This window comes from Flavobacterium sp. CHNK8, from assembly GCF_019774515.1.
Lineage (GTDB): Bacteria > Bacteroidota > Bacteroidia > Flavobacteriales > Flavobacteriaceae > Flavobacterium > Flavobacterium tiangeerense.
In genome coordinates this window covers 1,100,369-1,123,923 of the sequence record NZ_CP081492.1, presented here as the reverse complement: position 1 = coordinate 1,123,923, position 23,555 = coordinate 1,100,369, and the positions used below count along the sequence as shown (strand labels likewise).

Sequence of the window (23,555 nt, the reverse complement as noted above, 5' to 3'; positions counted from 1 at the left end):
CGTAAGGCTGTGAAAAAACCTCTTCAAATCTAGAAAATATTCGAAGGTTTACCAAAGAATAAACTCAAATATGTATTTATCAAGAGGTTGATTTTAGTTTTTTTTTTTACAGAATGACATTAGCGGAAATGCCCGAGCGACGCTAAAAAATAGAATCTAATGACAAAACAGAATAAACTAATAATTGTATTTTTTTGCATAATAAAATTATCACTTCATCTAATTGCTGATTATCATTCAGGTTTTCAAGGCGATGAATTATTACATATCGAAACAGGAAATCATTTGGCATTTGGTTATATGGAATTCCCTCCATTAATTGGAGTTTTAGCCTATATTCAAAATCTTTTTAATTCTAATTCTTTATATATTCATCATTTATTTTCTCATATATCTAGCATTTTAATAATTATTTATGTTGCAAAAATCACTTTAGAATTAGGCGGAAAAAACAAAGCACTATTTTTAACTTTATTATGTATAATTATTGCACCAGCATTTGGGCGTTCGCAACAACTTTTTCAACCTGTTGTTTTTGGGCAACTTTTTTGGGTTTTGGGTTTTTACCAATTAGTTCGTTATACAAAATATCTTAACAAAAAATATGTAACCTATTTAGCCATTATTTCAGTAATTGGTTTTTTATTCAAGTATGATGTTTTATTTTTTATTTTTGGATTATCGTCATTATTCTTTTTTAATAAAACTAGAGAAAGATTATTTAAGCAGAATATCGGATTACATGTTGTAATTGCTTTTTTAGTAATTCTTCCAAATATTTATTGGCAATATGTAAATAGTTTTCCTGCACTACAAATGTTTAGCAGATTATACGAAACGCAATTAGATAAACTTTCGAGATTAGATAATTTGAAAAATTTGATTCTTGCAACCAATCCAATTTCGCTTATTTTGATTTTTCCTGCAATAGTTTATATGTTCAAATCTAACAAAACCGAACTCTATAAAGTATTAGGATTTTCAATTATTTTATCGTTTTTTTTATTGGTATTCTGTAACGGAAAATCATATTATTTTTTCCCAATAATTTTAACAATCTTACCTTTTGGAGCAATATTTTGGGAACAAAACATAATTCAAAACCATAAATGGATTATATTTCCTATTAGCATTCTGTTGTTTTTAGGTTCAATATTAATTCCATTCGGAATGCCAGTTTATACTTTAAATCATTATTTGCAATCCATTTACAAATATGAAAAGAAAGATATTGATGGTGGAAAATATGCTGTGAAATATGATGAATATTATACGAAAGAAAAGTGGAAAGTAACAATGACTGAACTGAAAAAAGTTTATGACAGTTTGCCCGTAAAGGAAAAACATAACTGCCTAATTTGGGGAAAACATTATGGTCAAGCAGGAGCAGTTAATCTATTAGGTAAAGAATATAATTTGCCAAAAACATTTTCTTATCACGGAAGTTTTTATAGTTGGTCACCTAATGAAGTAATGCCAAAAACGATAATTGCATTAAGTTATCAAGTTGGAGATTTTTTTAATCCTTATTTTGAAGAAATAACTCTTGTGAAAAGCATTTATAATCCTTATGCGGACAACGAAGAAGAATTGTATCAGAGAATATATATTTGCAAAAAGCCAAAACAGAATTTTGAAAAAATGAAAGAATTATTTAAACGTAGAATATTTGAATAAATAAAGGAACTATCCGCTGACAGCGGTTTTGCAAGATTGCTAATTTTGTAGTTAGTTCACGTTTCGCAAGAATTTTTATCTTTAACAGAAAATAATCGGTTATGAAGTTCGCAACCCAGCAAAGCCTCGAAACGTCAGACTGTCTAATAACCTCTATTTATACGGTTAATTTTATTGTGTTAAAAATCGTTCAAATAATTTGTATAACTCATTGCTGTTTTTTTGTACATTTAAGTATGAAATTCATCAACGGAACCAAAACAAACCAACTTGCAGCGCAAATGTCTCTGGCTTTAAGCATTTTTTATAAATGGTAATTAAAGTAAAGCATCATAAAACGGCTCACTTTTAAAGGAGTTTTAACGAAAAAACCTTTAAATTTATAACAAATAATTCCTGTTTTTTGTGTGACTTTATTTGCAATATTTACTCACAAGCAAACGGAAGTTTTTTCACAGACTGACTTTACTTTTATAATATAAAAAAATTCCGTTCAGATTTTTTTATTTGGAATGCATTTATTTAAATCATTGCAAATATCCATTAAAACAGCAAAGGTAAATCTGCTATCGAACATATTATGAAAAATCTTTTGCTAATTAAAAAAGCTAAAATGTTTATTCAGCAAATAATTAATAAAGTAGTATATTTGGATAACAAGAAAATAAATAGCAGCGTTGAATTGAAGTATTGATTACGAAATCGTTAAACCATTTCAAAAAAGGAAAGTCAAATTAATAAATTAAATAGTATGAAATCAAAAAAGCATTTTTTTACTGTAAGTATTTTAACAATTGCCTTAACCATTTTTAGTTGTTCTAAAGATGATGATACACCTACACCCACTACGCAATCAACTGCAATTCCATCTGTTTATTCAAAAATATATGGAGCTACAAGTATTACTTCTGATGGTACTTTTATTACCATTAAAACCAGTGATCAACCAAACCACAAAAGTGCTTATTGGACTAATACTAATTCTTTGTATGAAGCCTTCACTCCATCTGCAACTAGTCCATCGTTTACTGGTGGCGCATTTATCAGGGCTCCAAATAATATTACTGCACAAACAATTACCTTAAAAATACCTTTAAATCCTAAAGTAGCAACAACACATAGCGCCACACCAATGGGTGTTATGGGTGTGGCGCTAGATGGCGTTCCTTTTTTTAATCAATATGCTGCTGGAGGTGTTTCGCTGGGTGGAGAAGTAAATGGTTTTGACCAAGCTTGGGGGCATCCACAAGCATCAGGTATGTACCATTACCATGTTGAACCTTACTATTTAACAACGGTCAAATCTGGTGCAACTAAATGGGGTTTATTGGGTTTCTTATTAGATGGATTTCCTGTCTATGGTCCTAAAGAAGAAAACAATACAGACCCTTCTAATCTTGATGTTTATCATGGTCATACACATGCTACTGTTGATTTTCCTTCTGGAATGTATCATTATCATATTTCGAATACTGCTCCGTACATAAATGGCAACGGATTTTATGGTACACCTGGAACAGTTACGCAATAATGAAAAAAATTGTACTCTTTACAATAATTTTCTTCTTTTCTTGTAAAAATGAAGAGAAGAAAATTGTTTTTTCTAAACCATTAAAAAAAGTTCCATTAGTTTACAAAGATGCTTCAAATTATTTATTTCAAATGCATCAGGATACTATTTACTTTAACAATAAAAAATTTTCTGGAATCCAATACTCTTTATATAAACAAGGAGATACGGCTTTTATTAAACCCTATTTAAATGGTTTAGAAGAAGGCATCACCAAAAAATGGTACGCTAACAAACAACTAGCAGAAGAACGTTTGTATATTGATGGAAAAAAGGAAGGTGTTCATAAAGGTTGGTGGGAAAATGGGAAGAGAAAATTTGAATTTTCAGTATCTAATGATGAATATACCAATGAATTTAAAGAATGGAATAGCAATGGATTATTACTTAAAGATTTTCATTATAAAGATGGTCAAGAGAATGGTAGTCAACAATTGTATTATGAAAACGGAAAGATTAAAGCAAATTATGTTATAATTAACGGTAAAAGATATGGTTTATTAGGAACTAAAAATTGTAAAAATGTATCGGATAGTATTTTTAATAGTAAGTAGTTTAATTCTCTTCAGTTGTTCTAAGAAGGAAGATAATTCCATTGCGTTGCCTTATTACAATGAGCCTAATTTTACACCTATATTTTTAAAAACAAAGTAGCAATTAAAAGGAATATAAGTCATACTATTGCTAATTTTTCGTTTCTAAATCAAGATAGCATCGTAATAAATCAAAATGTTTTTAAAAATAAAATTCATGTAGCAAATTTTATTTTTACAAGTTGCGGAAGTATTTGTCCAGCAATGACTAAGAATTTAAAAATAGTCTCAGATAGTTTACAAGATAATAAAGACATCGTTTTCTTATCCTATTCTGTAACTCCATGGATTGACAACCCAAGTGTATTAAAGAAATTTAAATCGAATTATGGAATTACTAATAAAAACTGGCACTTCCTTACGGGAAAAAAAGCAACAATATATAGTCTGGCACGTCAATCGTATTTTGCCGAAGAAGATATTGGTTTTAGTAAAGACAGTTCAGAGTTTTTGCATACAGAACATTTTATTTTAGTCGACAAAAATAAAAGAATTAGAGGTATTTACAACGGGACACTACAACTAGAAATGGAGCAATTGATTGATGATATTATAACATTAAAAAATGATGAAAAATAATATCTCTATCCTCAAAGATTATAATAAACTAAGGTGTAAAAATTAATGTAAAGTTGGTTTTATATTTGTAATGATTTACTTTATTTATTCCTTATCACTCGGATGACAAATATAGGGAATGGGCTTAATTTATTCCCAAACAGCTTTTAGCGTGATATTTTTTTAATAACAGAAAAAAATATTTAAGTTCAAATTTAGTATTTCCTAAATTTATATATTCTTTACCTGACTACTATTTTGGGCTATTTGATTGGACATTCTTATTTTCGTTATTTTATCATTTGAAGCTTTTGCAATGGGGTCACGATTAAACCATAGCACTGGTGCATTTAATGATAATTCAAATTGGTTCATCATTAGTTGGAGCAAAGATGTTTGTTACTTGAGAGTGTCCCATTTAATCGGAATGCATACTTTACAAATTCGACCACCGCTATCATTCTATGTTGTAAAACAAACCAAACTAACTCTTTCGTTTGCGTTTATTTATGCGCTATTGGCCCTGTTAACACTTACTCGATTATTACAAAGCAAGCTCTTAGGACTTGATGCGAAAAAAGAAGTGCCGCATAAAACTTAAACTAGACGAAATAATGTTTTGCAAGTTTTCCAAAGCTAAGTTTTCGATTGGGACAGCCTACTCCAACTTACAATTGCTAACTGTTTCAGAACACGTTTCAAACCAGCCAATCACCTCATTATAATAACATAAGGGCGCAAACCTCTTTAAAATTTAAAAAAAATACTTTTCATTAAAAATGTATTTTTAATTGATATATCAATTATATTTGTATCAAATAATAAAAAATGAAAAATACAAATCCCACAGGCACGGTACTTTACACCTTAGAGCAAACAATAAAAGAATACCGAAAAATGGCTCAAAAAAATATAAGCTCCATTGTACATGATATCACCGTTGACCAATGTTTGGTGCTCATAATTCTTCACAAAAATCCTCAGTATTCCCAAAAAGAAGTAGCAGAAATGATTTTTAAAGACAATGCTTCTGTAACAAGAATTATTGATTTGATGGTGAAAAAGGACTATATCAGTCGGAAAATTCATGAGACTGACAGACGCAAATTTAATCTTGAAATCACAAAAAAAGGAATTGAAACCATTGCTTTACTCACTCCCACTATACAAAAAAACAGAACAGATGCTCTAGCCGAATTGTCTGAAAATGAAATAATTCTTCTGGACCAACTATTAACTAAAGTACTTATCAACTGTAAAACGGATCATGAAAAATAGAAATCAAACTAGTGTAAGTCTCGCAGTACTCCTATTCACAATTTTGCCAACGGTTCTTCTTTGTCAAAAAAACACATCCGCAGCTATTGAAAAATACATGCAAGCACAACATGATATCAATCAATTTAGCGGTACTGTTTTAGTATCAAAAAACGATACTGTACTCTTCAAAAAAGCCTATGGTTTTGCTGATTACGAACAAAAGATTAAAAATACGATTGACACTAAATTTCAATTGGCATCGGTTACTAAACAATTTACTGCGGCGGCAATCCTTCAATTGGTGCAGGAAGGAAAATTATCTCTGAATGATCCTCTAAGTCGTTTCATTCCTGATTACCCCAAAGCAGATCAGGTTACCATACACATGCTGTTGTCCCATTCGTCTGGACTAGCCATGGGTTTCAAAAACATTGCAACAAGTACCATGTCTGGTGATTCAGCCTACAACGAAATTAAAAAAATGCCCTATGAATTTGAACCCGGCACAAACACAGCCTACAGTAATATTGGCTATTATTTGTTAGCTAAAATTATAGAATCAGTTTCTGGCGAAAAGTACAGCACCTATCTTCAAAAACATGTATTTGAAAAAGCAGGTATGTACAACTCAGGTGTAATTACTAATGACGCATTGATTCCTAAAAAAGCTAAAAATTATATCAAAGAGCACAATCACTATGTTAGTAACCCTTATATCAATTGGGACATCAACTATGGTCATGATGGTGTGTACGCAACTGTTGAAGATTTGGCTCTTTGGGACAAAGCGCTTTATGGCACAACCCTTTTATCCGAAAAAATGAAACAACTAATGTTCACACCTTATAATACACAAAATTGGGGATATGGTTTTGTAATCAATCCATTTTACAATCACGGTCATGAACTGATTGCGCATGATGGAGGCTTTTTTGGAGCCATAACATCCTTCAATCGGTTTACAAAAGATCGCCTTTTGGTCACTGTGCTTTCCAATAATGAATCTCTTTCACATATCATTGCCTACGGACTTTCGGCACTGGTTTTTAAAAAAGAAGTTACAATGCCATACAAACACAAAAAAATAAAGGTAAACCCATCCATTTATGATCAGTACAAAGGGAAATTTGGAACAATTCAAATCATAAAAATGGGCACCAAACTCTATTACAACAGTATGGAACTTGAACTTATCCCTGAATCAAAAACAAAATTTTTTAGATCAGATGACAATGATAGAACAGTTGAATTTTTAGCAGACAAAAATGGCAATTACAATTCGATTGTGGTCACAAAAGGAGGCATAAATGAAATTTTCACGAAAAACAAACAGCAATAACTAGTATATGCGACAACATCGTTAATGTGATTTTTGTTGACCAAACATTATAAATTTTGGAAGAAAAGAAATCGTATTTTAGTTGCCAAAAAAGAATTTTCTGAAAAATTAAAATTCTGCCAAACACTAATCCTTAGCAAAAACCAATTTAAAATCACCTATGAAACCTTCAAAAAACAGTCAATTTCTACAACTGATCATTCTACTTCTTATGGCTTTACCATACAAAGCACTGTGCCAAGAAAGCAATGATTTCACGACCGTAAAAACCGCTACCGAAGCTGTAAAAATACCAGGGAAATGGCAAATATTAAATACCACAGCAGATTCAGGGCAGACCTATTTAAAAAATAATGACGGTGTAGTCATTGCTGTTGCAAGAAATCTAATGAAAGCCTACCCTTTTTACAAGAATACTGCAACTGCATTTGAACAGGTTAGTCTTTTTTACCAATGGGATTCAGATTACTACAAAGAACAAAAATTTAACGTGTCGAAAATAAAGGAAAATGCAACACTTGGTTATATCATTTGGAAATACAATGACAAGAAATTAGATACTATTTTTCTGTTTGGCGCCAGTAAAACCGAATTCTTGAACTTGCTTATTTACACCAAACTGTGGGAAGAAAAAGAAAAAATCGCTTTTTTAGAAAACCTCTTTGAATTAAACCAATAGATTTCTGATTGCTAATTCCTTGTGAATCTAAATTTAACCAAAAGGTAACGCAACCAAAAAAACCTTTAGTTATCTTTAAGGAAACATTAGACTATGAAAAAAACAGTACTTCTATTGCTGGTTTCAATTTTGTTTGTTTCCTGCTGGCCAACAACCGATCCCAATGACTTTCAGAGACAAGAATACCAACCTGTAATCATTACTCGTAGCGTCCTAGAAACTTCAATCGTTTTTCAAAACACACAGCCCATTGTTAAATCAGGAAAAATTTACGTTAAAGGAGATTTAATGTTTATTAATGATGTTAACAAAGGATTTCATGTTTACGATTATGCAAATCCAAGTAAACCAGAACGACTCTATTTTATAAAGGCGCCAGGAGCCACTGATTTAGCCATCAAAGGCAATACGGTGTACATCAATCAAGCTGTAGATTTAGTCACCGCCACGTTCGATCCGACAACAAAAATTTTTAAGGTTACCAACCGAAATAAAAATGTTTTTCCGCAAAAGCAAGCTCCAAACGGGACATTTGGCTACACAAAAGACAATGAAATTATAATTGACTGGAATTTAAAAAAATAATCATGAAAAAAATTATATTCTTCTTCCTTTTGATAATTACAATCGGTTGTTCTAACAATGATAGCGCATCAAACGATAGTGTCGGACAAGGCGGTTCACTTGCTATTTTTGCCTTAAAAGGCAATTATCTATATAGCGTAGACCATATGAAATTAAATGTATTTTCGTTAATAGACGGCGAAAAACCCGTTAAAGTGAACGATATTCCTATTGGCTTTGACATCGAAACGCTGTTCGCTTATGGAGATAACTTGTTTATTGGCTCTAGAAACGGGATGTTTATTTATTCGATTAGTAATCCTGAAAACCCAACCAAATTATCAAGCGTACGACACTTTACCGCTTGCGACCCTGTTATTGCAAACAGCACACATTCTTATGTAACCTTGAATTCAAATACTACCTGTGGCAATAACATCAACGTTTTGCAAGTTTACGACACTAAGGATCTTAAAAACCCCAAATTAATTCACAGTCGAAATCTCATGCAACCCAAGGGAATTGGTTTTTACACTGCAAAATACCTTCTGGTTTGCGACGATGTTCTCAAAATATTTAACATTGAAAATCCTGTAGAACCTGTTTTGGTACACTCAATCGACAAAAATTGTTTTGACGTAATTATACGAGACAATACTTTATTTGCAATTGGGAACAAAGGGGTTTACCGCTATAAAATGAATCCGAACGATATTAAAGACATACAACTAGAGAGCGAAACAAATTTTTAATTTTCTCTTTTGAGTAATAGATAAAACGACTTTGTAGAAAGTAGTTTTTTTTTACGTAAGTCTTGTATATTTACGTTTATTCGGTTGCTAACACTTTCAAATTGTTTTTGATAAAGAATCAAATTGAAATTTTACATTCTGTGTGCTGTATTTGCTTCACGATAGGTATTTTTTATTTCAATTTTTACTTCGAAATTGTTCCAAAGCATATTGCAATTTGGATTGTCTTTGTAACTTTTCCTTTGGTTCTATCTATTTATGAGAACCTAAAGAATAATAGCTAATGCAATTTATTCCCACGACCAGCTCCAGCAATAATATTATCCTGACGAGACAGCTGTAGTTGAAATAATTTTATTATTTTAGTTCCTTAAAGCTTTTTTTAAATAGATAATTATAAAAATTAACATAAAACCATTCATATATGAAAAAACTACTTCCACTTCTGTTTTTAATAATTATCTCTTGTTCGAAAAATGAAGAAAGTGACACCAACAACGCATTCGGAAAATTAGTTGATCGTGATGGCAACACCTATAAAACTTTAAAAATAGGTACTCAAACATGGATGTTAGAAAACTTAAAAACAACGAAATATAATGATGGAACACCAATTCCTAAATATGCTTTTTCAGATAAATGGAATAGTATTGCTCACTACCAATGGGCCAATACAAATGATTTAAACAATGTGTTTTCCGAAGAATTACCTTCAGATTACTATGGCGCAATGTACAGCGATCTTGTATTAGATAGTGGAAAACTCGCTCCAACTGGATGGAGAATACCTAGTAAAAAAGATTTCGAAATTTTAGAAAATTACCTCAAAACAAATGGACACAGTGGTAATGAAGGGAAAGCTTTAAAGTCAAAAACAGGATGGATTCACTCAGGATTTGGCACTGATGCCATTGGCTTTAATGGATTAGCAAATGGATATGTTGATGTTCTTGGTACACCAAAAGCCAGTGAAATAATTTCTAATTGGGCTACAACAACTAAAACTTCAGATGGTTTTTTCAGAATAGTGATTAACTTGGTACACGACCAAAATACTATCTCCTATTCAGAAAACATCATTAATATTGGTGTAGGAGTGCGATGTATTAAAGAGTAACTGCAGTCTATCTAATTTTTCTACACGGAGTAGTATGCTTAATGTATACCGTTTTCCTAATCAAAAAAGCAGGACTTAAGCGTTTTAAAAACTTTACTTCTATAAACAATTGTAAAAATGACAAACTGTTTACAGACGCTATTTTCACAAGAATCTTCTTGGGCGAAAACAACTAAGCAGGAAATTTTTACTAAAATCATATGAACCTTATCGTCTTAAATATCAACCAAATCTGATTGTAAATTCATCTGAAAATACTTTTAAAGTATAAAATTAGTTCAGACTAATTTGTACTTAAATTAAAACTAAACCTATGAAAAAAAATACTTTACAAGAAATGAATGATTCAGATTTACTAAAAAGAAAAAACACAATAAAAGGAGTAATTATTGGTTTTGGAATCCTATTTATTATAGCTATTGGAACAATGATGAGTCTTTATGCAAATAAGCCATTTAACCCTGTTTTATTTATGCCATGCTTCATTTTTCCTCTTACTTTGCTACCCATGTTTGTAATATACAATTCCATAAAAACTGAAATAAAGTCTAGAAATGTTTAATTGAAAGATATTTAAATCTCCTCATGCAATTGAAACCAAATGAGTAGCGTATCCTTTTGGGCAAACTGTAAAAAAAATATTGGGAATGAAACTCCAAAACATTTTTTTATATCATTATAAATGTTGTTAGCAAGCACTAGAAAGGGACTAAAAAACATCCAAAAAGCAAAAATGGATCTGAAAATTGCGACCGCTATATGCTAGCGTTTTTTAACGTAAATTGCTTAAAATAAAATTTGATATGCGATTACTATTTATTTTGATTTGTTTGTGTTGTTTCAGTTGTACAAGTAAAAAAAATGTCAAAAATCCAGCACAAGTCTTAGCACTAGAAAAGAGAGTTAGGCCTGTGCATGATACAATTGGTTTTACAAAATACAATTGGCAGTTAGATTCTATTTATAACCGTTTAGGGATTAAGGATTCTAAAAATAAAATGCAATGGAAAGCAGCTATAAGTCCGCATGACGATTATAAATACGCCGGACGGTTGTATTACGAATCGCTTAAAGGCATTAACGCCAACACGATTATTTTAATTGGTGTTGCACATCGCGCTCGAAACTTTAAACTTCAAGACAAAATCATCTTTGGAGATTTCACACATTGGCAATCGCCTTATGGTGATTTAAAAGTGTCTGATTTAAATGCTGAAATTATGGCGCAACTGCCAAAATCAACTTATCTAGTTCATAACGACATGCAAGAGTTAGAACATTCATTAGAAGCTATAGTACCTTTTTTACATCGCAAAAACAAGAACCTACAAATTATTCCAATACTGGTGCCTTATATCAATTACGAAACAATTGATAGCATTAGCAATGTTTTCTCTGATGTGGTAGCAAAAATTTTAAAACAAAAGCATCTTATATATGGAAAGGACGTGGCAGTAGTAATTTCCAATGATGCGGTACATTATGGCAATGAAGAATGGAGTGGCGATTTAGCTCCTTTTGGAGTTGATGATGAAGGCACCAAAAAAGCTAGGGCTTTGGATATGGAAATTATTGAAAAATGTTTAGTAAACGAAATGAATACTGAAAAAGTAAAAAACTTTACCGAATACACCGTAAAAAACACAAATTACAAAGAATACAATTGGGTTTGGTGTGGCCGTTATTCGGTGCCATTTGGAGTAAGTTTCGCCAATAAATTAAATCAGGCATTGTACAACAAACCTTTGACAGGAACTTTTTTAGGTTACGCATCAAGTATTGATCATGAACTTATAAAAGTAGAAGATTTAGGTATGGGAACTACAGCTATAGCAACTCAACAACACTGGGTAGGATATGCGAGTATAAAATTTGAATAGAGATGTAATTCTGGAGGTTGAAGACATCAATTAACAGAACTTCGAACTGTTTAAAAACATTCCCGACCTGACGAATTTTTAATCCGTGATATCAATGATCACATCATCAAAATACGAATCTAATTTGTGTGCTTCGCTCCTCCCTATGCCGCAGCAAATCTTTACAATATAATTAAAGTTTTTTTTTACACTACTTTGGGTTTTCCTCAAAATACCGTTTTTCAATTCTTTTAATATCTTTAATAGAATTTTTGGCCCAAGCCAAACGTTTTTCTAGGATTTCGTTTTCGGTTAAGTGCCAATCAATATTAGAACTTCGCAATCTATTAGTTAGGTTTTGAATGATGATCGCTGCAGAAACGGAAATATTCAAACTTTCGGTGAAACCTACCATGGGGATTTTTAAAAAACCATCGGCACGTTGCAAGATTTCCTCAGATAAACCATCGCGTTCGGTGCCAAAAAATAAGGCGCTGGGTTTAGATATATCAAAATCTTCCATCAAACAATCGTTGTCGTGTGGCGTGGTAGCGATAATTTGGTAACCTTTATTTTTTAAAGTGTCAACACAAGTTGTTACACTATCGAAAGTGTTAATGTCAACCCATTTTTGGGCGCCCATGGCAATTTCTTTATCGATACTTTTTCCGTAGCGCTGTTCAATTACGTTCAGTTCTTGAATACCAAAAACTTCGCAACTGCGCATAACAGCACTCGTATTGTGCATTTGAAATACATCTTCAACAGCTATTGTAAAATGTTTGGTTCTGTTTTGCAATACTTTCAAGAATTTCTCTTTGCGATTATCTGTGAGGATATTTTCAAGAAACTCGAGAAATTTTAAATCGATCATGTGGGATTATTTTTTGGCAAAAATAGTAAAAAAGACTAGTTTTATCTTTTAAAGAACAGCTAGTATTGATCTATTACGAATTGTGCTTTGAAAGTTAAACGAAGTACATTTACGGGATTTGCGTGAGGGATTGACGCGGCATCCTTTTTGGGCTTTTTTTGCCCATAAAGATAGAGCAGAAAGCCCGGTCGCCGCGGCGAACACGCCCAAAAAAATAGAACATGAAAAAGAAATTAGTAGTTTTGACTGGCGCTGGAATTAGTGCTGAAAGCGGTATTAAAACGTTTCGAGATAGTGACGGACTTTGGGAAGGGCATAATGTTCAAGATGTGGCCACGCCCGAAGGTTGGCATAAAAATCCTGCTTTGGTACTTGATTTTTACAACCAAAGGCGTCGACAGCTCAAAGAGGTTACTCCTAACGCAGCTCATTATATTTTAGCAGAATTGGAGTCGGAATTCAATGTACATATCATCACTCAAAATGTAGACGATTTGCACGAACGTGCTGGCAGCACACAAGTACTGCACCTGCATGGGGAATTGTTAAAAGTGCGCAGTACACGCATCCATGATTATATTTTGAACTGGACCGAAGATTTGAATTTTGGCGACTTTGATGAAAATCAAAATCAATTGCGTCCACACATTGTATGGTTTGGCGAAGAAGTTCCTGCACTTGAAGAAGCGGTTTCGATTACAGAAACTGCTGATTATTTTGCAGTGATAGGCACCTCGTTACAAGTGTATCCGGCGGCAGGTTTGATTGATTTTACCAAAGTGACAACACCACTATTTTACATTGACCCCAAACCGATTAAAATTCCGAACTTGAGAAATCAACTGCAAGTGATTCCTGAAATTGCAACAAAGGGAATGCAACAATTAAAAGCCACACTCTTGAGGGATATTTAAAAAAATATTCCTTTTATAAATTGCCTTTAAAGGTTTATATTTGTGCTTTTACAACAAATAACACAACAATGACTACTTTAAACGAATTGAATGCTATTTCTCCAATTGATGGAAGATATAGAAGTAAAACCCTTTCTTTAGCTCCATTTTTCTCAGAAGAAGCTTTAATTAAATACCGCGTACTGGTTGAAATTGAATATTTCATTGCTTTGTGCGAAGTGCCTTTGCCACAACTTGCTGGGGTGAATTCGGATTTATTTGAAAGTTTACGCAACATTTACCAAAACTTTTCGACAGAAGATGCACTTTGGATTAAAGAAACAGAAAAAGTAACCAACCACGATGTAAAAGCGGTAGAATACTTTATCAAAGATGCTTTTGAAAAACTAGGTTTATCACAATACAAAGAGTTCATTCATTTTGGGTTAACTTCCCAAGACATTAATAATACCGCGATTCCGTTATCGACTAAAGAGGCTTTTGAAAAAGTATACATGCCGTCGTTAATCGCTTTGACAGCAAAGTTGAAAGAATTGAGCGTGGAATGGAAAGACGTGCCTATGCTAGCACGCACACACGGACAGCCTGCCTCACCTACTCGATTGGGTAAAGAAATTGGCGTTTTTGTAGAACGACTAGAGGAGCAAATGCGTTTGTTATTCAATATCCCTTTTGCAGCTAAATTTGGCGGTGCTACTGGAAATTACAATGCCCACCATGTAGCTTACCCACAAATTGATTGGAAACAATTTGGAGGGAAATTTGTCGAAGATATTTTAGGATTACACCACTCCTTCCCAACCACACAAATAGAACATTACGATCATTTTGCAGCGTTTTTTGATGCGTTAAAAAGAATAAACACCATCATTATTGACTTGGATAGAGACATATGGACGTATGTTTCAATGGAGTATTTTAAGCAAAAGATAAAAGCAGGCGAAATAGGATCGTCAGCCATGCCGCATAAAGTAAACCCAATTGACTTTGAAAACTCAGAAGGAAACTTAGGGATTGCCAATGCTATTTTTGAACACCTTTCGGCAAAATTACCGCTGTCAAGATTGCAACGTGATTTAACAGATAGTACTGTTTTAAGAAATGTGGGCGTACCAATCGGTCATACCATCATAGGATTTGAAGCTACTTTGAAAGGCTTGAATAAATTACTCTTGAACGAACCTAAATTTCACGAAGATTTAGAGAAAAACTGGGCTGTTGTAGCGGAGGCTATTCAGACTATTTTACGTCGTGAAGGATATCCAAATCCTTACGAAGCCTTGAAAGGATTGACTAGAACCAATGAAGCGATTGATAAAAACGCCATTCATGGTTTTATTGCAACACTGGATGTATCTGAATTGATAAAAGCTGAATTAATGCAAATTACTCCAAGCAATTTCTTAGGAATCTAAGCCTAAATTTTGTTATACTTTTCTCAAATCTGCTTTTGTCACTTGATAAAAGCAGATTTTTTTGTTATTTTAGTAAAAATTCAAAATTTATGTTTCCCTTTTTAGCAACTTCAGTAGTTCATTTACCCGATTTAATAACTGATTTAGGTTTAATCCTAATCACTGCTGCCATAGCTGTGTTGTTATTTCGAATTATGAAACAGCCTTTGGTTTTAGGGTATTTGGTTGCAGGATTTTTAGCAAGTTCTGAATTTGATTTTTTCCCAACAGTAAAAGATGTTAACAGTGTGAAAGTTTGGGCTGAGATCGGCGTTATTTTTTTGCTATTCAGTTTAGGACTCGAATTCAGTTTTAAAAAATTGGTAAAAGTGGGCGGTACGGCTTCTATCACTGCGTTTACACAAATAATTACATTAGTAACCCTGGGATTTTTTACCGGTCAATTTTTGGGATGGAGTAAAATGAACAGTATTTTTCTTGGCGTAATATTATCCATTTCTTCCACGACCATAATTTTAAAAACCTTTGATGAACTGGGCGTAAAATCTCAAAAATTTGCTGGAAACGTAATTGGCTCTCTTATTGTTCAAGATATTATTGCCATTTTAATGATGGTTTTGCTCTCAACAGTTGCGGTGAGTCAGCAGTTTTCTGGAATGGAATTGGTGCAATCCGTTTTAAAACTGATTTTCTTTTTGACCATCTGGTTTGTAGTAGGTATCTTTTTTATACCAACATTATTAAAAAAAGCCAAACATTTATTAACCGATGAAATGATGTTGATCATTTCGTTAGCCTTGTGTTTACTAATGGTGATTTTTGCAGCAAACGTTGGATTTTCACCTGCTCTTGGCGCCTTTATTATGGGATCTATCATTGCCGAAACCACTCAAGCGGAACACATAGAACATCTTGTAAAACCTGTAAAAGACTTATTTGGCGCTGTTTTCTTTGTATCCGTTGGAATGTTAATTGATCCGAATACACTGCTAGAATATGCTTTCCCTGTCGCTGTTTTAACATTGATTGTAATCTTTGGTCAATCCATAAGTTCTACAATAGGTTCTTTGTTATCAGGGCAGCCACTTAAACAGTCCATACAATCCGGTATGAGTTTATCTCAAATTGGAGAATTTTCATTTATCATCGCTACATTGGGAACCACCCTAAAAGTAACAAGCGATTTTTTATATCCTATTGTTGTAGCGGTATCCGCAATTACCACTTTTACAACTCCGTTTATGGTCAAGTTTGCAGAACCGTTTGCTGTTTTTGTCGAAAAGAAACTTCCTAAAAGATGGGTGAAAAGAATTAAACTCTACAGCTCTAACACCGAAGAAATAAAATTATTAAGCAATTGGCAAATTGTAATGAGAAGTTATCTCACACAAGTGGTGCTTCACTCTATCATTATTGTTGCTATTATTTTACTTTCGTCAAATTTTATACTTCCGTTAGTAGAAAATTCAAAATTTGGAAATGCTATTGCGGCATTGATCACGCTCATAATTTTATCACCATTTTTGTGGGCGCTATCATTAAGAAGAGTAGCAGTCAAACAAGTTCAAATCTTATTGGAACAGAAAAAGCATTATGGACCAATTATCATGCTAGTACTTTTTAGAATAGCGCTTTCTCTATTTTATGTTGGCTTTATTTTAAATACTTTTTTCTCAGCAGGAATTGCTGCAATAGCTTTTTTAATTGCCATAGGTGCTTACATCTTATTCCCAAAAAGATTACATGCTGTTTATCACAAAATTGAAGATCATTTTATGAGCAACTACAATGACCGAGAAATTAGAAAAGAAAATAAACGACAAAATACACTCTCTCCTTGGGACGGACACATGACCGAATTTGACATTGCCAAAGAATCTAATTTAGCTGGAAAAACTCTTGAAGAATTAAAAATTAGAGAACAATTTGAAATCAATATTGCCTCTATAAGACGCGGAGAAGTAGTTATAAATATTCCTTTGCGAACCGAAAGATTGTTTCCTGGAGATGAAATAAGTGTTATAGGAACGGATAAACAAGTTAAGGAATTCAAAATCTACTTAGATAAAAACGAAATTGATGTTGCCGAAAAAGTGGTTGAGACTGATATTATTCTTCAAAAACTGGAATTAAAAAATCGAATTTATATAGGCAAAAGTATTCGCGAATCGCAGATAAGAGAAAACACCCATGGTATTATTGTTGGTATTGAACGCAATGGAAAACGAACCTTAAATCCTGAATCTCACCTAGTATTAGAGGAAAGCGATATTTTATGGATTGCAGGCGAGAAGAAAAAAATTGCTGCCTTTTTAAGATCTTAGCCTTTTTTCCATAAAAAAAACCATTAAGAAAATTAAGTTTCAACAGCAATTGAACGCTTATGTAATTTTCTTAATGGCTTTAATTTATTGTAATCCTAAAGCTATTTCAAATATCCATCTGAAATTCGCTCAACAACTATCTTGAATAATTAGGAGCTTCTTTTGTTATAGTCACATTATGTGGGTGACTTTCATTGATACCACTGGCAGTAATGCGAACAAAACGTCCCGTTTCTTGTAGCGTAGGAATGTCTTTTGCACCACAGTATCCCATTCCAGCACGAAGACCACCAATGAATTGTAACATACTTTCGTTTAGTTCTCCTTTGTAAGGTACGCGACCAACAATTCCTTCTGGAACTAATTTTTTTACATCATCTTCAACATCCTGAAAGTAACGGTCTTTAGAACCCGTTTCCATAGCTTCAACAGAACCCATTCCTCTGTATGACTTAAATTTTCTACCTTCGAAAATAATGGTTTCACCTGGAGATTCTTTGGTACCTGCAAGAAGTGAACCTAACATTACACAATCGGCACCAGCGGCTAAAGCTTTAGGGATATCACCTGTATAACGAATTCCACCATCAGCAATTACAGGAACACCGGTTCCTTTTAAGGCAGCAGCTACTTCAAGCACTGCAGAAAACTGAGGAAAACCAACACCTGCAACAATACGAGTCGTACAGATAGAACCTGGACCGATACCTACTTTTACACCATCAGCGCCGTTTTCAACTAAAAATTTAGCTGCTTCAGGAGTTGCAATGTTACCCACGATAACATCAATTTGAGGAAATTTAGATTTAACTTCTTTCAAGGTATTCAGCACGCCTTGTGTGTGTCCGTGAGCAGTATCGATAATGATTGCATCCACACCCGCATTTACTAAAGCTTCAGCCCTTTGTATGGCATCGCCCGTAACCCCAATCGCTGCAGCAACGCGCAAACGTCCATATACATCTTTGTTGGCGATCGGTTTTTGAGTTAATTTGGTAATGTCTCTAAAAGTGATTAAACCTACCAATTTATAATCTGCATTTACAACAGGTAATTTTTCAATTTTATATCCTTGTAAAACTACTTCAGCTTGTTCTAATGAAGTTCCTTCGGCAACAGTAACTAGATTTTCGCTAGTCATTACTTCAACAATAGGTCTTGCATTATTTTTTTCAAAACGCAAATCTCTGTTAGTAACAATTCCTTTTAAAATTTTATTTTCATCAACGATAGGGATACCGCCAATACCAAATTCTTTCATAACATTTTTTGCATCAGCAACGGTAGAACTCAGTGGCAAAGTTACTGGATCGATAATCATACCTGATTCAGCACGTTTTACCTTACGAACTTTAGTTGCTTGCTGCTCGATAGTCATGTTTTTATGCAAAACACCTATTCCTCCTTCTTGTGCCATTGCAATAGCCATAGCACTTTCGGTAACAGTATCCATAGCTGCAGATACAATAGGGACATTAAGAGTTATATTTCTTGAAAATTTTGATTGGATACTTACTTCACGCGGAAGAACGTTAGAATAGTTTGGAACTAATAAAACATCATCGTAAGTTAATCCTTCACCGATAATCTTAGAGTTGTGTGCGATCATTGCAATTGTAGTTGGAGTTTAATTGCGTGCAAATATACATTTTTTTTCACAGAAAAAGAACATAAAAATGATAAATCAATAAAGTAAACTACTTCAATAACAATTTCTATTAAAAAGAATACTTGATTTTAATACCTCAATCTTAATCGTTTAGACAAACGGGCTTTTTAAAATTTAAAAAAAATATAACTTGGTACTGTTTATAAACTCTCTTGAAATAATTGTTTCAATTGTTTACAAATTATTTTACAATCACATTGAATCCTAACTGAAAAGAAAGGCTGTTCGCTTTTGTTAGATCCTTATATTCTAACAAATTATCAGCCATTAGATAGAAATTTATAGGCCCTGCAGTAGTTGACAAACCCAAACCTATATTTTTACTAGAATAGGTATCTAATGTATAGGTGGCCTTAGCCTGTAACCCTTTTAGGATTTTTCTCGAAAAATAAGTTGTAAAAGCAAACATAGGCATTCTAGGAGTAGACATGACAAATAATTGCGCTCCTACTGCACTTTTATAAACTGCTTCGTTTCCATTACCTTTACAATTACAATCGTCCTCACTATCCTCATCAAAAGAATATTCGAAAGAAGAATTCAATTTAATAGGACGCCATGTTGTGTATTTTGAATTTATAGTATCTAATGGAATGGCTTCTTGAAATTCTTTGTAAATATTTTCGGCAGAAGCTCCTGAACTAAAACTAGGTACAATACCACGATAGTTGTACCTTCCCTTTAAGGTGTAACTTTCAACGTCCTTAGTGTGGTTTATAAATCCTACATCAAGAATACTTCCTGTTATTTGTATGTTTTGTAACGGATAATAAGTAAAACCTGCATCAAAACCTAAACCTAAATTACCACCTAAAAGAGCTCCATTTGTAATGTCCTTAACTACATCCGATTCATTATTTTCATCATCATACTTTGCCAGTCCTGAAGTATTGAGTTGCATATTCGAATAAATACTTTGATCGTAAACACCTATATTTGATGGTCCTGTATAAATATAACCCGAGTTTTTCGTAGAATTAGCGTTATAAATACTGGAGTAAATCTTTCCTCGAACACCTACAATAAAATTTTTACTAATATTTTTATGTACTCCAATATGCCATACTGATAATAACTCCGCTTTCATACTTAAATCTCCTAAGTCAAATATTTTACCTAAGTAATTACTATTGCCATCAATTGCAAGAATGGCTAAATCCTTAGGCATATAACTCATCATATCAAACTCTTGATACATTCCAAAAGAAACATACGTATCAGAATCATCACGGTTCGCACCCGAAATTCTAAACCCGCCATTAAAGATTTCCATTTGCTGATTTACAACCAGTTTATCATTTCGATTGGTTGCCAAAACTACGTTTCGCAACTTTGTATTAAAATCAATACCATCGTTTGCAAAAAGATCATAGGTACTAAAACCACTTGAACCTACATTTGCAGAAACACCAGATAATAATGGAACACCCGCATACCATTTGTACTTAAAATCAGCACCAGGGTTTGTCATCAATGATTGTGGGATTGCCGTGAAATTATACAAAATTTGCTTGTTTTGTGACCAACTACAAAATGCAACGAGCAATGTTAAAATGTGAATTATTTTTTTCATTCTACAACAAGATAAGCCGTTACACCTGAACGTAATATTAATTTCCCTGAACTAGTTTCGGTCAATGGTTGGCCTGGTAACATGCGCAATATGAAAGCTATTTTGGTTGTTCTTTTAAGCAAGTCAAGTTGCACATTTTCAAAAACATCCGTCCTATTTACTTTGTTTACGGTTCCTGAATATGCTGCCACATTAAAATTAGCTGTGTAAACTGTAATATTGTCTTTGTCTAAAAATAAAAGTTCTACTTCATAAGCTCTGTTTATGGTATTTTCCATTTCGGTAAAAATAGAGGCTTTTTTTAGATTATCTCTGAAAAATTTATCTGAAAAAACATCCACTGCAGGCACATCAAAAACTAAGCTTTGCTCTTGGCCATTAGTAACAAAATCTGGAGCGGGAACCTCGAAATAAGCTAAATTAGCTATAAAAACAGGCTCCAATTTCAAATTGTTCACTTGATCAAAATCAACATCACTAGCACATGAAGAAAAAAGAAATATGATAGAGACGCAACTAGAAACGAATGTTATGAGCGATTTTTTCATTTGGAATTAGTAATTTGATTGATATAAAAATACATACTTTTTATTAAAAAAACGAAATTAAATTAACTCTAGTATGTAGTTTCAACAAACAAGCATACAATTGCTTTTTTAATGAAATTCTCCAAATAATTTTGATGCCTCATTATATGCACTTTCAAAACTCATAGGACTCATGCCCGCATATTCTTTTTTTGCTGTAAAATAAGAGAGTAATTTTTCTGTAGGCATGTTTCCTGTTAAATTATCGGTTGCCATAGGACAACCTCCAAATCCTTGGATAGCACCATCAAAACGCCTACAACCCGCAAGATAAGCAGCATCAATTTTTTCAAACCATTTATCAGGAGTAGTATGCAAATGTGCTCCAAACTCTATATCTGGGTATTGTGGTATTAAATTTGAAAACAAATACGAAATCACATCTGGCGTTGAACTTCCTACTGTGTCTGAAAGGGATAAAATTTTAACACCCATTGCGGCTAATTTTTGAGTCCATTCACCCACAATACTCACATCCCATGGATCACCGTATGGATTCCCAAAACCCATTGATAAATAAGCAACTACCTCTTTATTTGATTTGTCAGCAATTTCAAGAATTTCCTGTAAAGTTACTAGAGATTCAGCAATGGTTTTGTGTGTATTACGCATCTGAAAATTTTCAGAAATAGAAAAAGGAAAACCAAGATACTGTATTGCTGCATGACTTGCAGCCTGCGAAGCACCCAGTGTATTGGCAATTATTGCAAGAAGTTTGCTTTTAGTTTGAGATAAATCCAATTGATCCAGCACTTCGGCTGTGTCCTGCATTTGTGGAATTGCTTTTGGAGAAACAAAACTTCCAAAATCAATACTATCAAACCCCACTCTTAATAAAGATTGAATGTAAGCTACCTTTCTGGCTGTAGGAATAAATGGTTTTATGCCTTGCATGGCATCGCGCGGGCATTCTATAATTTTTATTGGCTCCATATAAAGTCAAAGATACTAAAGTAATTGTTTTTACGAAATCGTTTTTTCTGTTTAACGCAAAATTTAAAAATTCCGAAAATTAGCAGTAATCAATCACATTTTTCTTAAATGACTATTACAAAAAAAGCTACGCTTGTGGGCTTTTTTTTAGTTAGGATTTTGACTTTCTTTTTAACAAGGCTTTGTTAATTGCAACAACAAGTGCTGGACCTTCATATATAAAACCAGTGTATAGCTGAATCAAACTGGCTCCAGCATCTAGTTTTTCAAGAGCATCGGCAGCGGAGTGAATCCCCCCTACACCTATTATTGGAAAAGCTTTATTACTTTTTTCTGAAAGGAATCGAATCACTTCTGTAGAGCGTTTTGAAAGTGGTTTCCCTGAAAGCCCACCCATTTCAATACGATTCTCTGATTGTAAACCTTCGCGAGAAATAGTGGTATTGGTTGCTATTACTCCCGCAATACCGGTTATACTTATAATATCTATAATATCAAACAATTGATCATCAGTAAGATCCGGAGCAATTTTAAGTAAAATTGGTTTTTGCTTTGGCTTAGCCAAATTCTTGTTCTGTAAGGTTTGCAACAACAGTGTTAACGGTTCTTTGTCCTGGAGGGCCCTTAAATTAGGGGTATTAGGAGAACTTACATTGACAACAAAATAATCTACATAATCATACAAAGCATCAAAACATAATTCATAATCTAGCGCAGCATCTTCATTTGATGTAATTTTATTTTTACCAATATTTCCACCAATTAAAACCTTCTCATTGCTTTTTAATCGATTAACCGCTTCATGAACTCCACCATTATTAAAACCCATTCGATTGATAATGGCACTGTCTTCTTTTAAACGAAATAATCTTTTCTTAGGATTTCCCTCTTGCCCTTTGGGCGTTAAGGTTCCAATTTCAATAAAACCAAAACCAAAATTAGAGAGTTCTTTATACAACTTAGCGTCTTTATCAAAGCCTGCAGCAAGTCCCACGGGATTTTTAAATTTTAATCCAAAAACTTCTGTTTCTAATTTTGGATTGTCTACTAGATAAAGTGACCTAAACAATAAAGGAAAACCAGGTACTTTTGATAAAAATCGAATGCAAGAAAAAGTAAAATAATGAACCTCTTCCGGATCAAACCAAAAAAGAATAGGACGTAAAAGCAATTTATACATGATTGTGTTGTTGTGTCATGCAAAAATATAACTATCTCAGCGATAAATAAATTTTTAGAAAAAAAATATAACGATGTTACTTGAATCATTGGTAATATGGAACAAAATGGAAGTCTTG

21 protein-coding genes are annotated in these 23,555 nt (G+C 33.1%); 15 read left to right on the top strand and 6 right to left on the bottom strand.

All coding sequences use genetic code 11. From position 1 onward, the window contains the following. The first annotated feature begins 159 nt into the window (after positions 1 to 159). The 12 genes from K5V07_RS04870 (at position 160) to amrB (ending at position 11,989) form a co-directional block, all read left to right on the top strand. A complete protein-coding gene (locus tag K5V07_RS04870) occupies positions 160 to 1,677 on the top strand; it encodes a glycosyltransferase family 39 protein (protein ID WP_221916609.1) in 1,518 nt (505 codons plus the stop codon). Between the two features lie 751 nt (positions 1,678 to 2,428). Further along, complete coding sequence (locus K5V07_RS04865; RefSeq protein ID WP_221916608.1) at positions 2,429 to 3,208, top strand: YHYH protein; 780 nt, start codon at positions 2,429 to 2,431, stop codon at positions 3,206 to 3,208. Further along, a complete protein-coding gene (locus K5V07_RS04860) occupies positions 3,208 to 3,801 on the top strand; it encodes a toxin-antitoxin system YwqK family antitoxin (RefSeq protein WP_221916607.1) in 594 nt (197 codons plus the stop codon). Before K5V07_RS04865 ends, K5V07_RS04860 begins: the two co-directional genes overlap by 1 nt. 81 nt (positions 3,802 to 3,882) lie before the next feature. Continuing rightward, on the top strand, positions 3,883 to 4,419 hold the full coding sequence (locus K5V07_RS04855; protein ID WP_221918142.1) for an SCO family protein: 537 nt from the start codon (positions 3,883 to 3,885) through the stop codon (positions 4,417 to 4,419). An 807-nt stretch (positions 4,420 to 5,226) separates the two neighbouring features. Next, positions 5,227 to 5,676: a MarR family winged helix-turn-helix transcriptional regulator gene (locus tag K5V07_RS04850; RefSeq protein WP_221916606.1), complete on the top strand. Its 450-nt coding sequence runs from the start codon at positions 5,227 to 5,229 to the stop codon at positions 5,674 to 5,676. Continuing rightward, positions 5,666 to 6,997, top strand: coding sequence for a serine hydrolase (locus tag K5V07_RS04845; protein WP_221916605.1), 1,332 nt, complete (start codon positions 5,666 to 5,668; stop codon positions 6,995 to 6,997). Before K5V07_RS04850 ends, K5V07_RS04845 begins: the two co-directional genes overlap by 11 nt. A 160-nt stretch (positions 6,998 to 7,157) precedes the next feature. After that, positions 7,158 to 7,676: a hypothetical protein gene (locus K5V07_RS04840; RefSeq protein ID WP_221916604.1), complete on the top strand. Its 519-nt coding sequence runs from the start codon at positions 7,158 to 7,160 to the stop codon at positions 7,674 to 7,676. 93 nt (positions 7,677 to 7,769) lie between these two features. Continuing rightward, the gene (locus K5V07_RS04835; RefSeq protein WP_221916603.1) at positions 7,770 to 8,261 is read left to right on the top strand and encodes a hypothetical protein; all 492 of its coding nucleotides are present in this window, start codon (positions 7,770 to 7,772) and stop codon (positions 8,259 to 8,261) included. Between the two features lie 2 nt (positions 8,262 to 8,263). Then, positions 8,264 to 8,992, top strand: a complete 729-nt coding sequence (locus K5V07_RS04830; protein ID WP_221916602.1) for a hypothetical protein — start codon at positions 8,264 to 8,266, stop codon at positions 8,990 to 8,992. 424 nt (positions 8,993 to 9,416) lie between these two features. Beyond that, a complete protein-coding gene (locus tag K5V07_RS04825) occupies positions 9,417 to 10,109 on the top strand; it encodes a fibrobacter succinogenes major paralogous domain-containing protein (RefSeq protein WP_221916601.1) in 693 nt (230 codons plus the stop codon). 313 nt (positions 10,110 to 10,422) lie between these two features. Continuing rightward, positions 10,423 to 10,671: a hypothetical protein gene (locus tag K5V07_RS04820; RefSeq protein WP_182650937.1), complete on the top strand. Its 249-nt coding sequence runs from the start codon at positions 10,423 to 10,425 to the stop codon at positions 10,669 to 10,671. Between the two features lie 241 nt (positions 10,672 to 10,912). Then, entirely contained in the window at positions 10,913 to 11,989 is a 1,077-nt protein-coding gene (amrB, locus tag K5V07_RS04815) for an AmmeMemoRadiSam system protein B (RefSeq protein WP_221916600.1), read from the top strand. A gap of 190 nt (positions 11,990 to 12,179) precedes the next feature. Here amrB and K5V07_RS04810 read toward each other — a convergent pair whose 3' ends face one another. Next, a complete protein-coding gene (locus K5V07_RS04810; protein WP_221916599.1) occupies positions 12,180 to 12,842 on the bottom strand; it encodes an RNA methyltransferase in 663 nt (220 codons plus the stop codon). Between the two features lie 221 nt (positions 12,843 to 13,063). On the opposite strand from K5V07_RS04810, the gene K5V07_RS04805 reads away from it, so the two are divergent. The 3 genes from K5V07_RS04805 to K5V07_RS04795 all read left to right on the top strand — a co-directional run bounded on the left by K5V07_RS04805 (position 13,064) and on the right by K5V07_RS04795 (position 17,495). Then, entirely contained in the window at positions 13,064 to 13,756 is a 693-nt protein-coding gene (locus K5V07_RS04805; RefSeq protein WP_221916598.1) for an NAD-dependent deacylase, read from the top strand. Between the two features lie 68 nt (positions 13,757 to 13,824). Continuing rightward, positions 13,825 to 15,171 carry an adenylosuccinate lyase gene (gene purB, locus K5V07_RS04800; protein ID WP_221916597.1) on the top strand — a complete coding sequence of 449 codons (1,347 nt, stop codon included), beginning with the start codon at positions 13,825 to 13,827 and terminating at the stop codon, positions 15,169 to 15,171. An 89-nt stretch (positions 15,172 to 15,260) separates the two neighbouring features. After that, positions 15,261 to 17,495 (top strand): cation:proton antiporter, encoded by a 2,235-nt coding sequence (locus K5V07_RS04795; RefSeq protein WP_221916596.1) that lies wholly within the window; start codon positions 15,261 to 15,263, stop codon positions 17,493 to 17,495. Between the two features lie 136 nt (positions 17,496 to 17,631). On the opposite strand, the gene guaB is transcribed toward K5V07_RS04795, so the two are convergent. The 5 genes from guaB to K5V07_RS04770 all read right to left on the bottom strand — a co-directional run bounded on the left by guaB (position 17,632) and on the right by K5V07_RS04770 (position 23,437). Next, complete coding sequence (guaB, locus tag K5V07_RS04790; protein ID WP_221916595.1) at positions 17,632 to 19,104, bottom strand: IMP dehydrogenase; 1,473 nt, start codon at positions 19,102 to 19,104, stop codon at positions 17,632 to 17,634. A 241-nt stretch (positions 19,105 to 19,345) separates the two neighbouring features. Further along, on the bottom strand, positions 19,346 to 20,737 hold the full coding sequence (locus K5V07_RS04785) for a DUF5723 family protein (protein ID WP_221916594.1): 1,392 nt from the start codon (positions 20,735 to 20,737) through the stop codon (positions 19,346 to 19,348). Further along, positions 20,734 to 21,285 carry a hypothetical protein gene (locus K5V07_RS04780; RefSeq protein ID WP_221916593.1) on the bottom strand — a complete coding sequence of 184 codons (552 nt, stop codon included), beginning with the start codon at positions 21,283 to 21,285 and terminating at the stop codon, positions 20,734 to 20,736. The genes K5V07_RS04785 and K5V07_RS04780 overlap by 4 nt, the downstream gene beginning before the upstream one ends. Before the next feature lie 108 nt (positions 21,286 to 21,393). Next, entirely contained in the window at positions 21,394 to 22,257 is an 864-nt protein-coding gene (locus K5V07_RS04775) for a hydroxymethylglutaryl-CoA lyase (protein ID WP_221916592.1), read from the bottom strand. A 151-nt stretch (positions 22,258 to 22,408) separates the two neighbouring features. Next, the gene (locus K5V07_RS04770; RefSeq protein WP_221916591.1) at positions 22,409 to 23,437 is read right to left on the bottom strand and encodes a quinone-dependent dihydroorotate dehydrogenase; all 1,029 of its coding nucleotides are present in this window, start codon (positions 23,435 to 23,437) and stop codon (positions 22,409 to 22,411) included. Positions 23,438 to 23,555: the final 118 nt, after the last annotated feature.